12 protein-coding genes are annotated in these 13540 nt (G+C 51.6%); 9 read left to right on the top strand and 3 right to left on the bottom strand.

The window, feature by feature from the left end; all coding sequences use genetic code 11:
• The first annotated feature begins 9 nt into the window (after window positions 1-9).
• Both ACIDE9_RS04115 and recN read left to right on the top strand, forming a co-directional pair.
• On the top strand, window positions 10-879 hold the full coding sequence (locus ACIDE9_RS04115) for an NAD(+) kinase (protein ID WP_411992930.1): 870 nt from the start codon (window positions 10-12) through the stop codon (window positions 877-879).
• A 21-nt stretch (window positions 880-900) separates the two neighbouring features.
• Complete coding sequence (recN, locus tag ACIDE9_RS04110; RefSeq protein ID WP_411992928.1) at window positions 901-2562, top strand: DNA repair protein RecN; 1662 nt, start codon at window positions 901-903, stop codon at window positions 2560-2562.
• A 138-nt stretch (window positions 2563-2700) separates the two neighbouring features.
• On the opposite strand, the gene ACIDE9_RS04105 is transcribed toward recN, so the two are convergent.
• A complete protein-coding gene (locus ACIDE9_RS04105) occupies window positions 2701-3297 on the bottom strand; it encodes a DNA-deoxyinosine glycosylase (protein WP_411992926.1) in 597 nt (198 codons plus the stop codon).
• Between the two features lie 11 nt (window positions 3298-3308).
• Window positions 3309-3728 (bottom strand): ferric iron uptake transcriptional regulator, encoded by a 420-nt coding sequence (fur, locus tag ACIDE9_RS04100; RefSeq protein ID WP_194742794.1) that lies wholly within the window; start codon window positions 3726-3728, stop codon window positions 3309-3311.
• 130 nt (window positions 3729-3858) lie between these two features.
• Between fur and bamE the strand changes: the two genes are divergently transcribed.
• From bamE to ACIDE9_RS04070, 6 genes are all read left to right on the top strand, one after another.
• Complete coding sequence (gene bamE, locus ACIDE9_RS04095) at window positions 3859-5970, top strand: outer membrane protein assembly factor BamE (RefSeq protein ID WP_411992923.1); 2112 nt, start codon at window positions 3859-3861, stop codon at window positions 5968-5970.
• A 33-nt stretch (window positions 5971-6003) separates the two neighbouring features.
• Window positions 6004-6810 (top strand): 4-hydroxy-tetrahydrodipicolinate reductase, encoded by an 807-nt coding sequence (gene dapB / locus ACIDE9_RS04090; RefSeq protein WP_411992921.1) that lies wholly within the window; start codon window positions 6004-6006, stop codon window positions 6808-6810.
• A 233-nt stretch (window positions 6811-7043) separates the two neighbouring features.
• Window positions 7044-8183, top strand: coding sequence for a glutamine-hydrolyzing carbamoyl-phosphate synthase small subunit (gene carA, locus ACIDE9_RS04085; protein ID WP_411992919.1), 1140 nt, complete (start codon window positions 7044-7046; stop codon window positions 8181-8183).
• Entirely contained in the window at window positions 8183-11398 is a 3216-nt protein-coding gene (carB, locus tag ACIDE9_RS04080) for a carbamoyl-phosphate synthase large subunit (protein WP_194754133.1), read from the top strand. Before carA ends, carB begins: the two co-directional genes overlap by 1 nt.
• 92 nt (window positions 11399-11490) lie before the next feature.
• Complete coding sequence (gene greA, locus ACIDE9_RS04075; protein ID WP_194754134.1) at window positions 11491-11973, top strand: transcription elongation factor GreA; 483 nt, start codon at window positions 11491-11493, stop codon at window positions 11971-11973.
• 12 nt (window positions 11974-11985) lie between these two features.
• Complete coding sequence (locus ACIDE9_RS04070) at window positions 11986-12441, top strand: DUF4149 domain-containing protein (protein WP_411992917.1); 456 nt, start codon at window positions 11986-11988, stop codon at window positions 12439-12441.
• Window positions 12442-12495: 54 nt separating this feature from the next.
• Here the strand turns inward: ACIDE9_RS04070 and yhbY are convergent, their stop codons facing one another.
• Window positions 12496-12804 (bottom strand): ribosome assembly RNA-binding protein YhbY, encoded by a 309-nt coding sequence (gene yhbY, locus ACIDE9_RS04065; RefSeq protein ID WP_194742801.1) that lies wholly within the window; start codon window positions 12802-12804, stop codon window positions 12496-12498.
• Between the two features lie 55 nt (window positions 12805-12859).
• Between yhbY and rlmE the strand changes: the two genes are divergently transcribed.
• Entirely contained in the window at window positions 12860-13480 is a 621-nt protein-coding gene (rlmE, locus tag ACIDE9_RS04060) for a 23S rRNA (uridine(2552)-2'-O)-methyltransferase RlmE (protein ID WP_411992915.1), read from the top strand.
• Window positions 13481-13540 lie beyond the last annotated feature (60 nt).

Raw genomic sequence — 13540 nt, 5'->3', positions numbered from 1 at the left:
AATGCGGCCATGCAATCTACATTCCGCTCAGTCGCCATTGTTGGAAAATACATGGACGCCACCGCCTTGCAGCACATGCAAAGTGATTTGACCCGTTTGGCGCATCATCTGTTGTCGCGCGGCTTGCATGTTTGCATTGAAGAACGCACGGCACAGTTTGTAGATGATGAAGGCTTTGAACTGGCCAGCCTGGAGGATATCGGCACCAAGGCTGACCTGGTGATTGTCATGGGTGGTGATGGCACCATGCTGAGTGTGGGGCGAGCTTTGCGTGATACTGGTGTGCCGCTGATCGGCATTAACCGTGGGCGCCTGGGTTTTTTGACCGATTTACAAACGGATCATATGCTGGTTGAGATTGATAAGATCCTGCAGGGTGAGCATCAACTCGAATCGCGCATGTTGCTGCAATCTGTGGTTACCCGTGCCGGAGTAGCCATCGAGCACACTGTTGCCTTGAATGATGTGGTGATTAAAAGCGCCTTTCGCCTGATTGAGCTGGAAGTACATGTGGATGGGCAATTTGTCTCGCGCCAGCGCTCTGATGGCCTGATTTTAACCACGCCAACGGGCACGACTGCTTATGGGTTGTCTGCCGGTGGCCCGATTATGCACCCCGACCTCGAAGCGATTTCTATCGTGCCAATTAGCCCACACACATTGAGCTATCGGCCAATTACGGTGCCTGCTTGCAGCGTGATTGAGGTCATCGTGGTCAATGCAGCCGATGCCCAGATCAGTTATGACGGCCAAGGGCAGTATCCATTGATGGTGGGTGATCATGTGCGCATTGAACGTGCACCACAGCAAATCCAACTGGTGCATCCTAAAGATTATTGCTATTTTGATATGTTGCGTAACAAATTAAACTGGGGCTAAACAAGCCCGCGCTGATAACCCATGCTACAAGCCCTTTCTATCCGAGATTTTGTCATTGTTGATACGCTGGAACTCGAGTTCTCAGCAGGATATACCGCCCTTACCGGTGAAACCGGTGCGGGAAAATCCATCTTGATTGATGCTTTGTCGTTAAGCCTGGGCGCGCGTAATGAGGGCGACGTGACGCGTAAAGGTTGCGAAAAGGCAGAGATTTCTACTACCTTTGATATTGCAAAGAATTTAGCGGCACGCGAATGGTTACAGGCACAAGAAATTGACGTCGATGATGCGCTTATTTTACGCCGGGTGATTTATGCCGATGGCCGTAGCCGCGCATTTATCAATGGCGCTTCAGCCACGGTCGGCCAACTGCGGGAGATCGGCGAAACCCTGATTGATATCTATAGTCAGAATGCACATCACTCTTTGCTTAAAATTGTCACCCAGCGCGAGATACTGGACGCCTATGCGCAAGCCGCGCCGTTGGCAAAACAAGTGGGCAGGCTTTACAAAGACTGGTCGCAATTGCATCAACAGCAATTAGCTTACGAGAAAAATGCCAGCCAGTTTGCTGACGAACTGGCCGTGCTGCGTGATAGCACGCGTGAGTTAAAGCAGTTGGGATTTGTGGTTGAAGAATGGGCGACATTGCAGCAGGAGCATGTGCGGTTAAGCAATGGCGCCAGTTTGCTCAGTGGCATGGAAACCAGTTTGCAGATGATGAGCGAAGGCGATGAAGTGAATGCGCTGGATTTATTGTCGCAAGCACAAGCGAAGCTGGCCGAGTTGCAAACGATGGATGCAGGCTTGCAGCCGATGCTTGAAACATTGGATTCTGCTGTGGTGCAACTGGAGGAAGCCAGTCGTGCGCTGAATCGCTACCTGCAAAAAAGTGAGTTGGACCCAGCGCGTCTGGCAGAAGTCGAGGCGCGCATACAGGCGACTCATGGCGTTGCCCGCAAGTTCAGGGTCAAGCCGGACGAGTTGCCAGATTTGTTGGCGGCGCAATTGAGCCGCATGGCTGAGCTGGAGGGCTTTGCCGATGATGGTGCCTTGGCAAAACAGGTGCAAGCCGCATGGCAAAGCTATCAGGCGCAGGCTGTGGCGCTCTCCGCTGCGAGACAGCAAGCCGCCAATCAATTAGCAAAAACCATTACCGAGCAAATGCAGGCCTTGTCATTAAAAGGGGGGCAGTTTGCGGTTGCGTTAACGCCAGGCGAGCCCGCAGCACATGGTCTGGAACAGGTTGAGTTTTTGGTTGCTGGTCATGCCGGGGTGGAGCCGCGCCCACTCAATAAAGTCGCTTCGGGTGGCGAGTTATCACGTATTAGCCTGGCCTTGCAGGTGACCACGGCCTCATTAGGCACCGTGCCCTGCATGATTTTTGATGAAGTGGATGTGGGTATCGGCGGTGGCGTCGCCGAGGTGGTTGGCAAATTATTGAGCCAGTTGGGGCAGCATAGGCAGGTACTGGTGATTACCCATTTGGCGCAAGTGGCGGCGCAGGCACAGCAGCATTGGCAGGTCAGCAAGTCCGAGCAGCAGGGCACGACCTTGAGCAGGATTCGCACACTGGATGCCAGCGAGCGTGTGGAGGAGGTTGCCCGCATGCTGGGTGGCTTGCAGATCACCGAGACCACGCGCGATCATGCGCGGGAAATGTTACAGGCAAATCTGGCCTAATTTGCCGGGCGCAGCCATCTAGCAATTATCTACAAGCGCTGTTTTTATTTATTCCTGGTATTTTATTTTTGTTTAGGTTTCCTCTGCTGCTATAGAGGGGGATTGCCTCATCACGTGCACAGCATTATTTTGCATTGATTAGGGTGAGTTGTTGTCAGCGATGCTGTTTTCACACGCCTGTTTCAATATGGCCCACTGTGCCAGTTTTTCTTCGAATCTTAGCCTGGCATTGGCAGGACTGGTCGACGGCAAAATAACCGTTTCAATTTCAGGTGCGGGCCGGATATGTTTTTTGAATAATTGGGCGGCAGCCTGGCCGTTGAGTGCGATTAATCGGATGCGTGGACAATCAGCCAGTAATTGATGGATGTGGTTGGCGACAATGCTGTTGCTCTGGATGTTACTGTCCAAACTACCCATGCGCTGTGCGGAGTGGCACACGTCCCAGATGGCCAGTCCTTGATCCTGTGCGGATTGGCAGCGCACGTGATAGGCTGCCTGTGCCGGGATGTTGAATAGTTGCTCCAATATCCGCCAGAAGGCATTTTGCGGGTGTGCGTAGTATTGTTGCTGTCTGAGCGATGCGATGCCAGGCAATGTGCCTAGAATGAGGATGCGCGCATCAGGATTGGCGACGGGTGCAAATCCGGTCGTGTGATGTTCGGGTATGCTAGGTGAGTGTTCAGGCAAGCGGGCATGTGATGGGTCAATGCCCGCCAGCGAGCATCGACCCATGCGTGAAGTGATTATTCAGTGCAAGGTTGTTTTTTGCACAAACCATAAATGGTCAGTGAGTGGTCTTGCATGCTGAAACCATATTTTTCAGCGGCTGCTTTTTGTCTTTTTTCAATTTCTTCATCGTAAAACTCTTCAACGCGACCACATTTGACGCAAACAATATGGTCGTGATGGCTGCCTTCGTTCATTTCAAACACGGCTTTGCCACTTTCAAAGTGGTGGCGCACCAGCAAGCCAGCCTGTTCAAACTGGGTTAATACACGATACACCGTGGCCAGGCCAACGTCTTCGCCGTTGGTGATCATGATTTTGTAAATGTCTTCCGCAGACAGGTGGCGCTGTTCGCTATTTTCAAACAGCTCCAGAATTTTCAGACGCGGTAGCGTGGCTTTGAGGCCTGCATTTTTAAGTTCTTTGGGATCATGCATAGGTTTTGTCCATTGGTGTTGTCTGTCGTTAAGTTTTGTCACGCCTTAAGTTGCCTGCCGTACTGGATTGGCGAAACTACGTGGTATATTAATGATTATTCTCAATAATACCGATTATAAAGTGAATCCAATGCGTAATTCTATCTTATTTGTGTTGGCTGTCGCATCACTGGAGAGTGGGTGCGGTGCCAAACTTCCTTCACTTAAGCCGTTCAAGATGGAAGTTCAGCAAGGCAACGTCGTGACCTCCAAAATGCTGTTGCAGTTGCGCCCGGGCATGACGCGATCACAAGTGCGCTACATTATGGGGACCCCGCTCATTGTAGATAGTTTCCGTGATAATCGCTGGGATTATTTTTACGAGTTGCGCAAACAGGGCGCCATTGTTGAAAAGCGCCGCGTGATTCTTGATTTTGACAAGGACAGCCTGGTTTCCGTACGTGGGGATGTGATTCCGTCAGCAGAAAATCCTGATGTGAAAACCATTGCAGAGTTGCCACAGAAAAAAGTGGAAGCAGAAAAAGAGCAGGGTTGGACCGATAAGCTGAAGTTCTGGAAAGCCGAAGAAGGTGCTGCGGCAGAAGCGACCGCGACCGATGTGGCCAAAGTGCAAGCAGCCGCCAGCAGTGTGCCTGCTGTTCAAGCGACGGCAGAAAAAGCTGTCACAGAAGAAGAGATTGTGCCGCATATTCCTGAAGGGGAGTATCAAGCTAAGGCTGCTGCAAATGATCAAGAAATGGCGGCGAAAATTGCGGATACTGTAGAGCCTCCACCCGTATTTAAAGAGGCCCCTGTTGTCGCGCCAACGGCAACTGCGGCTCCCGAACCTGTGTTGCCACCGCCAGTGAAGGCAGGCTCTGTGGCCGCTAAGAGTGTGGTGGCGCCTGTGGCTGCCGCCGCTACCGTAGCCGCTGCTGCTGTGAAACCTGCGGAGTCTAAACAAGCCCCGGTTGCCAAGTCGACTGCAGTGGCTGCTGTTGAAGATGATGAAGTGATCCCCTATATTCCTGAAGGGGAGTATGTGGCGCCAGTAGTGCCAACCGAGCAGGAAATGGTCAAAGGCAATATGGCTGAAGCCAATGCGCCAGCGACAGACGCTGAAGCCCATCAGGTGACTGAGAAGGGGGTTGCACCTAAGGCTGAGCATGCGGCTGAACCGTCACCGACGTTTGTGGCCGAGCAACTGCCAGAGCCCGAACCTGAGCCGGAACTGCCACCACCGCCGCCAGCGAAATCTATCGTGAAGGAAGTGGCACCTGTTGTTCCGCCTACAGCTACTCTGGCGGCTAAAGCACCGCAAGCAGCGGCCAAAGCCGTTGAGCCTGCACCCGTGGTCGCGCAGGAAGTGCCTGCTGGTGATGATGAAATTAATCAGGCGGTGGCTGCCTGGGCGCAAGCCTGGCGTAGCAAGGATATTAAAAACTATCTGGCTGCCTACGCGCCTGACTTTGTGCCAGAAGGCTTACCATCCAAAAAAGCCTGGGAAGCGCAACGTAAGCAGCGTTTGTCGGCTGGTCAGGGGGCGATCACCCTGGTATTGAATAATATTCAAGTGCAACGTGAAGGCACGGCTGCGATTGCTACTGTGCATTTTGAGCAGAAGTATGCGGCTAAATCTTATAAGGATGAGCTGACGAAAACCTTGGAAATGCGTTATGACTCATCACTGAAGCGCTGGTTGATCACGCGTGAGCGTGTCACGCCTTTGGCTGGTGCAGCCGCCGTGCCTGTGGCGGATCTACCGAAAGTGAGCGCCTCTGAGTCAGTGGTGGTGGCAGAAGCATCCGTGGCGCCAACTGCGACAGTAGATAGCGGCGTTGAGTCAGCGGTGCAGGCATGGGCGCAAGCTTGGCGTAGCAAGAATACGAATGCCTATTTTGCGGCCTATTCTCCTGCTTTTGTGCCAGAGGGTTTGCCTAATCGTGCCGCCTGGGAGGCGCAGCGTAAAAAACGCCTGTCTCCGCAGCAGGGTAAAATCAGCCTGGATATCAGCAACCTCAATGTTTCCCGTACAGGAGACGCGGCGGTGGTGACATTCACGCAAAAATACGCCGCAAAATCCTACCGTGACGAGATGTCTAAACGTTTGGAGTTGCAACTGGATGCGGCTACCCAGCGTTGGTTGATTGTGCGTGAAAAGGCTGCTTCTGGTGCTGAAGCGGCATCTGGTAGTCAGCAAGTGACTGCACCTGAAGGTAGCGCTGAGCATCTAGACGGTGTATTGGAACAAATCGGGTTTTAACCCATTATTAAATAAAGAATGATTGAGCGAGTGATGTTGAAAGTTGTGATTGCAGGTGTGTCTGGTCGTATGGGGCATGCTTTATTAGAGGGTGTTTTTTCTGACAGTGGTTTGCAACTGCATGCTGCATTGGATCGTGCTGAGAGCGCTATGATAGGGCGCGATGCGGGTGAGCAGTTCGGCAAGCAGACCGATGTCAAAATTACCTCGGATATTGCTGCGGCCTTACAGGGTGCAGATGTGCTGGTGGATTTCACTCGCCCTGAGGCTAGCATGCAATATTTGCAAGCCTGCCAGCAAGCGAATGTGAAGCTGGTCATTGGCACCACTGGGTTTAATGAGGCTGAGAAAGCCAGTATTGAAGCAGCCGCCAAAAAAATTGGCGTGGTGTTCGCGCCGAATATGAGTGTGGGCGTGACTTTGTTGATCAACCTGGTTGAGCAAGCGGCACGCGTACTCAATGAGGGCTATGATATTGAGGTGGTGGAAATGCATCACCGCCACAAGGTGGATGCACCTTCTGGCACTGCGTTGCGATTGGGCGAAGCTGCTGCTAAAGGCATTGATAAAGCACTTAAAGATTGTGCGGTATACGCACGTGAAGGCGTGACCGGCGAGCGCGAGGCCGGCACCATTGGTTTTGCGACCTTGCGTGGTGGCGATGTGGTTGGTGATCACACTGTGGTGCTGGCGGGGGTGGGTGAGCGCGTAGAGCTGACGCACAAGGCCTCGAGCCGCGCCACGTTTGCCCAGGGCGCATTGCGTGCAGCCAAATTTTTGGCGGAGAAGCCACAAGGTTTGTTTGATATGCGTGATGTGCTGGGGTTTGATAAAAACTGATTTTTAGCAGGCGCCTAATGCCTGCCTGGCTTGCGTCACAAAAGCAAGATTTGCCTGTGAGTTGCCCTTGAGTGGGCGGTCGATTTGCGCTATAATGCTTTAATTCTGAACGGGAAGAGTCCAAAAAGCTTTTCCCGTTTTGCACATCTATTCACCGCAGCTTGAACCCGGTTTCTGGCGATGCGATGAACCCTCTAAACGATGTGTTTCGTATCAAACTTAAGGAGCTAAAGGTGTCAAAAACAATTCCAGCGATTTTAGTGTTAGCAGATGGAACTGTTTTTAAGGGCATTAGCATTGGCGCTTCCGGTCATACGGTCGGTGAAGTGGTGTTCAATACATCTATCACCGGATATCAGGAAATTCTGACTGATCCATCCTACACCGAACAAATTGTGACACTGACTTATCCGCACATTGGTAACTACGGTACCAATAGTGAAGATGTCGAGTCAGGCAAAGTCTATGCTGCGGGTCTGATTATTCGTGACTTGCCCTTATTGGAAAGCAATTTCCGCAGTGAACAAAATCTCTCCGATTATCTCAATGCCAATAATGTGGTGGCCATTGCTGATATCGATACCCGCAAACTGACCCGTATTCTGCGCGAAAAAGGCGCACAAGCGGGCTGTATCATGGCGGGTGAATCTGTTGATGAAGCGCAAGCCCTGGCCCTGGCGAATGGTTTCCCAGGCCTGGCAGGTATGGACCTGGCCAAAGTGGTCAGCTGTACCCAGCCTTACGAGTTTACAGAAGCCGAGTGGCAATTGGGTTCTGGCTTCAGCAAAACAGCTGACGCGCAGTTCCACGTGGTGGCCTTTGACTACGGTGTCAAACGTAACATTCTGCGCATGCTGGTTTCCCGTGGCTGTAAAGTCACCGTCTTGCCAGCGCAGGCAACTGCTGAGCAAGCGCTGGCCTACAAACCTGATGGTATTTTCCTGTCTAACGGCCCCGGTGACCCGGAGCCATGCGATTACGCGATTAGCGCGATTAAAACACTGGTTGATACAGGTATCCCAACTTTTGGTATTTGCCTGGGTCACCAGTTGCTGGCTTTGGCTAGCGGCGCTAAAACCCTGAAGATGAAGTTTGGTCACCACGGCGCTAACCATCCGGTGCAGGATGTTGAAAGCAAGCGCGTGTATATCACCAGCCAGAACCATGGTTTTGCGGCTGATCCTGCCACCTTGCCAGCCAATGTCAAGGTGACGCATGTGTCCTTGTTCGATGGCAGCCTGCAAGGTATTACACGTACAGACAAGCCAGCATTCAGCTTCCAGGGTCATCCGGAAGCAAGCCCTGGCCCGCAAGAAATGAGCGTGTTGTTTGACCGCTTTATCCAGTTAATGCAAGAAAGAAAGTCCATCTAATGGCAAAAAGAACTGACATTAAAAGTATTCTGATTATCGGTGCCGGTCCCATTGTCATTGGGCAGGCCTGTGAGTTCGACTATTCTGGTGCGCAAGCCTGTAAGGCTTTGCGTGAAGAGGGTTATCGCGTCATTCTGGTGAACTCAAACCCCGCGACTATCATGACCGACCCGGAAATGGCCGACGCAACCTACATCGAGCCAATCACCTGGCAGATGGTGGAAAAGATCATCGAGAAAGAGCGTCCTGATGCTTTGCTGCCAACCATGGGCGGCCAAACTGCACTCAACTGTGCGTTGGACTTGGACAAGCATGGCGTCTTGCAAAAATTCAATGTTGAGCTGATTGGTGCTTCTAAAGAAGCCATTGATAAAGCGGAAGACCGCCAGAAATTTAAAGAAGCCATGACCAAAATCGGTCTGGGTTCTGCACGTTCTGCCATTGCGCATAGCCTGGAAGAAGCCTTGCAAGTGCAGGCAACGATTGGTTACCCGGCGATTATCCGTCCTTCATTCACTATGGGTGGTAGCGGTGGCGGGATTGCTTATAACCGCGAAGAATTTATCGCGATTTGCGAGCGTGGCCTGGATGCTTCACCAACTAACGAATTGCTGATTGAAGAGTCACTGCTGGGTTGGAAAGAGTATGAGATGGAAGTGGTACGCGACAAAGCGGACAACTGTATCATCATCTGCTCGATTGAAAACCTGGACCCGATGGGTGTGCACACGGGTGACAGTATCACTGTCGCGCCAGCGCAAACCTTGAGCGACAAAGAATACCAGATCATGCGTAATGCCTCTTTGGCAGTGCTGCGTGAAATCGGAGTGGATACCGGCGGTTCTAACGTGCAGTTCGCCATCAACCCGGACGATGGCCGCATGATCGTGATCGAAATGAACCCGCGTGTGTCGCGTTCATCCGCCCTGGCTTCTAAAGCCACGGGTTTCCCGATTGCCAAAGTGGCCGCCAAGCTGGCGGTGGGCTTTACCCTGGACGAATTGCGCAACGAAATCACGGGTGGTCAGACGCCTGCTTCGTTTGAGCCATCGATTGACTATGTGGTGACCAAAGTGCCACGGTTTGCGTTCGAGAAATTCCCGCAGGCCGATAGCCGCCTGACCACACAGATGAAGTCTGTAGGCGAAGTCATGGCCATGGGCCGTAGCTTCCAGGAATCCTTCCAGAAAGCCCTGCGTGGCCTGGAAGTGGGCGTAGATGGCTTGGATTCTGTGACCGATGACAAAGACCGCATCGTCAAGGAAATGGGCGAGCCAGGTCCTGAGCGTATCTGGTATGTGGCTGACGCCTTCCGTTTGGGCATGAGCGTTGCCGAGATTTTCGACATCACAAAAATCGATCGCTGGTTCCTGGTGCAGATTGAAGAAATCATCAAGTTGGAGCAGTCGCTGTCAGTAAAATCATTGGCAGATTTGAACAAGGAAACTTTGTTCAGACTCAAACGTAAAGGCTTCTCTGACCGCCGTTTGGCTAAATTGCTGAACACCGACCAACATGCGGTGCGCGCGTTCCGCCAGGCGCTGAATGTGCGTCCGGTGTACAAACGCGTGGATACCTGTGCGGCAGAGTTCGCCACCAACACGGCGTATATGTATTCCACTTATGAAGAAGAGTGCGAATCACAGCCAACCAATAACAAAAAGATCATGGTATTGGGCGGTGGCCCTAACCGTATTGGCCAGGGTATTGAGTTTGACTATTGCTGTGTACACGCGGCTTTCGCCATGCGCGAAGATGGTTACGAAACCATTATGGTGAACTGTAACCCGGAGACCGTCTCTACCGATTACGATACTTCTGACCGTTTGTACTTCGAGCCAGTCACGTTGGAAGATGTACTCGAGATCGTCAATATTGAAAAACCGGTGGGCGTGATTGTGCAATACGGCGGTCAAACACCATTGAAATTAGCGCGTGACCTGGAAAAGGCCGGTGTGCCTATCATTGGTACCACTCCAGACGCGATTGACCGTGCGGAAGACCGTGAGCGTTTCCAGCAGATGTTGCACAACCTCAACCTGAAACAGCCACCTAACCGTACTGCACGTGCGCCAGAAGAGGCGATTCGCCTGGCGACTGAGATTGGTTACCCATTGGTGGTGCGTCCATCTTATGTATTGGGTGGCCGTGCGATGGAAATCGTGCATGAGCAAAGCCAGCTCGAGCGCTATATGCGCGAGGCGGTAAAAGTGTCTAACGAATCCCCGGTATTACTGGATCGTTTCCTCAATGACGCGATTGAAGTCGACGTGGATGCATTGAGCGACGGTGAAGACGTGTTGATCGGCGGTATCATGCAGCACGTGGAGCAAGCCGGTGTGCACTCAGGCGACTCTGCCTGTTCATTGCCACCTTACAGCCTGAGCGACAGCCTGCAGGACGAGTTGCGCAAGCAAACCGTGCAAATGGCCAAAGCGTTGGGCGTGAAGGGGCTGATGAACGTACAGTTTGCCGTGCAGAATACCGAGCAGGGCGAAGTCGTTTATGTGCTGGAAGTGAACCCGCGTGCCTCACGCACGGTGCCGTTCGTCTCCAAAGCCTGTGGCTTGCAACTGGCGAAGATTGCCGCGCGTTGCATGGCTGGCCAATCACTGAAATCACAAGGGGTGACCAAAGAAGTGGTGCCACCTTATTACTCAGTCAAAGAAGCCGTGTTCCCGTTCATCAAGTTCCCGGGGGTAGATACCATTCTGGGACCAGAAATGAAATCTACCGGTGAAGTCATGGGCGTGGGTACGACCTTTGCTGAAGCATTTGTGAAATCACAACTGGGTGCTTCGGTGAAAATGCCAACTGGCGGCAAAGCATTTATCAGCGTGCGCAACGAAGACCATGCCAAAGTAATCGACATCGCCAAAGACCTGGTCAAACTGGGCTTCACCCTGGTGGCGACTAAAGGCACGGCTCGTGCCCTGTCAGAACAAGGTTTGGACGTGTCGCCAGTGAATAAAGTGGCCGAAGGCAGGCCGCACATTGTCGATATGATCAAGAACGATGAGATCAGCTTGATTGTCAATGTGACTGAAGATAAGAAAGCCATTACCGATTCTTATGAGATTCGTCGCAGCGCCCTGCAAAACAAGGTCACCTATTACACGACCCTGGCAGGTGCACGCGCCGCATGTATCGGCATGGCGCAAAGCAAGGACATGAATGTCTATTCTGTGCAAGACTTGCACAAACGCCTTGCTTAACTTAAACTTGGCTTAATTGATATTTGAAATAAGCCACGCTCATTCGGGTGTGGTTTATTTTTTTTATACTCATTTTTTGAAGGTATTTCAACATGGCAGTACATCAAATTCCTGTCACCGTGCTTGGTGCAGAATTGCTCAAAGAAGAATTGCAACGTTTGCGTGCGGTAGATCGCCCGAATATTATCCAGGCGATTGCTGAAGCGCGTGCGCAGGGTGACTTGTCCGAGAATGCTGAATACGAATCTGCCAAAGAGCGTCAGAGCTTTATTGAAGGCCGTATCTCCGAGCTGGAAGGTAAGCTGTCTAATTTGCAAATCATTGATCCAACCATGTTGAACGCGGAAGGCCGCGTCGTGTTTGGTGCAACCGTGCGTTTTGAAGATCTGGATTCAGGCGATGCCAAAACCTATCAGATCGTTGGCGAAGATGAAGCTGACATCAAAAATGGCAAGATTTCTGTCAGCTCGCCAATTGCGCGTGGCCTGATTGGCAAGTCCGAAGGCGAAGTGGTTGAAGTGCAGTCACCAGGTGGTGTGAAAGAGTACGAAATTATTGAAGTGCTCTATATTTAGGAGTGCATGGCCATGGCCAAACAAGCAGGACTGACCGGTTGGATTAGCCCGCTGTTACTCACAGCGTGGGTAGGGGCATTATGGATGACGGCCATTACCGCCAGCGTCCTGTTCCAAACTATTCCTGATCGCCAGTTGGCAGGCCTGGTGGCTGGAAAATTGTTTACCATCGTCAGTTATATCGGTTTGGCCAGTGGCTTGTGGTTGCTTATTCAGCGCCTGGCAAATGATGGCTTCTCCGCGTTCAAGCAGGGCTTGTTCTGGGTGGTGTTCCTGATGTGGGTGCTGGTGTTGATCGGCGAGTTTGGCATACAGCCGCTGCTGGCGCAGTTAAAAGCCAGTGCCTTGCCCAATGATGTGATGCAAAGCGTGTTCGCCAGCCGTTTTAAAACCTGGCACGGTATTGCCAGTATTGCCTACCTGGTCGAGTGTTTACTAGGTGTCTGGCTGGTGATTAAATCCAGCTAGGCACAAATAAAAAACGCGCTTTCAGTAGCGCGTTTTTTATTATGTAGTTTAATGTTACAGCTTTGGAATCACGATTTTGGCAGAAGCCTTAACCGTTTCGCTGGCGCGGTAAAACACCAATTGTTTGCCAATGTGGTGCACGGCAATTGCACTGGTTTTATCCGCAATGTCAGTCAGCAATGATTTACGTAGTTCGCGATCATCGCCGGCCACTTGTACTTTAATCAGTTCGTGCGCGTTGAGGCTGACATCAATTTCTTTTAAGACGGCGTCTGTCAGGCCATTGTTGCCTATCATGACAACCGGGTTTAAATTGTGTGCCAGGCCACGTAAATAAGCGATTTGTTTGCTGTTTAATTGCATGCAAAAATTTCCTTGATAACAATCAGTATTTTAGCATGAAGCAGGAATTCCCCCTATGAAACCCTCTAAAACCAGCAAAGCCTGGATGCAGGAACATTTGAACGACGAGTTCGTGAAACGCGCGCAAAAAGAAGGCTATCGCGCACGCGCTGCGTATAAGTTGCTGGAGATTGACGACAAAGACAAACTGATTAAGCCCGGTATGACAGTGGTTGACTTGGGCTCCACCCCAGGGAGCTGGTCACAGGTCGCGATGCAACGTATCAAAGGTCAGGGGCGGGTGATTGCGCTGGATATTCTGGACATGCACCCGATTCCCGGCGTGGAGTTTATTTGCGGCGATTTTCGTGAAGAGGTGGTGCTCAAGAAACTGGAGGCTTCTCTCAATGGCAAACCGGTGGATCTGGTGATTGCCGATATGGCGCCGAATATGAGTGGGTTGAAAGATGTTGACCAAGCGGGCGCGACCTACCTCACCGAGCTGGCGCTGGATTTTTGTCAGCAATGGCTGAAACCGGGGGGCAATTTCCTGGTCAAAGTATTTATTGGCAGCGGATTTGAGGAAATTGTGAAGCAAATGCGTGGCCAATTTGAAAAAGTGGTGACACGTAAACCCAAAGCCTCGCGTGATCGCAGCAGTGAAGTGTATTTGCTGGGATTGCAACGTAAACCTTGAATTGCAATGCTTTTTTGCGTTTAGTTTCGTCGCATAAGCAAAAAATTGGGTATACAATGC

This window comes from Methylophilus sp. 'Pure River' (assembly GCF_046765995.1).
Taxonomy (GTDB): Bacteria; Pseudomonadota; Gammaproteobacteria; order Burkholderiales; family Methylophilaceae; genus Methylophilus.
The sequence above is the reverse complement of the archived record's forward strand: the minus strand, read 5'-3'. Positions and strand labels throughout refer to the sequence as shown.